Source organism: Mesorhizobium sp. M1A.T.Ca.IN.004.03.1.1 (assembly GCF_003997555.1).
GTDB lineage: Bacteria > Pseudomonadota > Alphaproteobacteria > Rhizobiales > Rhizobiaceae > Mesorhizobium.
Genome location: NZ_RZTV01001107.1, coordinates 1 through 235, shown reverse-complemented (window position 1 = coordinate 235; position 235 = coordinate 1). Strand labels below are relative to the sequence as shown.

1 protein-coding gene is annotated in these 235 nt (G+C 59.6%); it reads right to left on the bottom strand.

Features of this window, described 5'->3' with window-relative positions; all coding sequences use genetic code 11:
- Window positions 1–186: hypothetical protein (locus EOD29_RS36910; RefSeq protein ID WP_206520630.1), on the bottom strand; the 186-nt coding region annotated here is incomplete at its 3' end.
- Window positions 187–235: the final 49 nt, after the last annotated feature.

The following is a 235-nucleotide window of genomic DNA, read 5'->3' as shown; positions in this document are numbered from 1 at the left end:
ATCGGCGGCAAGATCAGCGTCGCTCATGGCTGGTTTTTCCGCGTTCTTGGGTGAATTTTCCACGTTCATGGGTGACTCCTTCGGTACTCTCAGAACCGTTGAAGGAGCCGCCGCGCCTGGACGCAAAACCAGCCGGAGGCGCAAAGTTGGGGTAGGTAGATGCACCACCGGAAGCAGGGTCGCCAAACACGAGTTCCCGTGCGGTGCAGTGAATTGGGGGCGCCGACAGTGTTGC